Source organism: Streptomyces sp. DH12 (assembly GCF_020873895.1).
GTDB lineage: Bacteria > Actinomycetota > Actinomycetes > Streptomycetales > Streptomycetaceae > Streptomyces.
This window is the reverse complement of the sequence record NZ_JAHWGT010001334.1, coordinates 1-422: the sequence shown is the minus strand read 5'-3', so window position 1 is coordinate 422 and position 422 is coordinate 1. Positions and strand designations below refer to the sequence as shown.

Sequence of the window (422 nt, the reverse complement as noted above, 5' to 3'; positions counted from 1 at the left end):
GAGTCCTGAAGAAATTCGAGCAGCGTCTCGAAGGTCTGGTCAACGGCACCTTCGCCAAGGTGTTCAAGTCCGAGGTCCAGCCCGTGGAGATCGCCGGTGCGCTCCAGCGGGAGTGCGACAACAACGCCACCATCTGGAACCGCGACCGCACCGTCGTGCCCAACGACTTCATCGTGGAACTGAGCACACCGGACTTCGAGCGGCTGAGCCCCTACTCCGGGCAGCTCGGCGACGAGCTCGCGGGCATGGTCCGCGACTACGCCAAGCAGCAGCGCTACACGTTCATGGGTCCGATCAAGGTGCACCTGGAGAAGGCCGAGGACCTCGACACCGGCCTGTACCGGGTGCGCAGCCGCACGCTCGCCTCCTCCGCCAGCCAGGCGGCGGCCCCCGGCGCGGCCGCTCCGGCCCCGCCCGCCGGC

General features: G+C 68.7%; 1 protein-coding gene. It reads left to right on the top strand.

Translation table 11 applies throughout. From position 1 onward, the window contains the following. A partial coding sequence (locus LPA54_RS39955; protein ID WP_228985315.1) for a DUF3662 domain-containing protein occupies nucleotides 1-422 on the top strand: 422 nt, incomplete at both ends.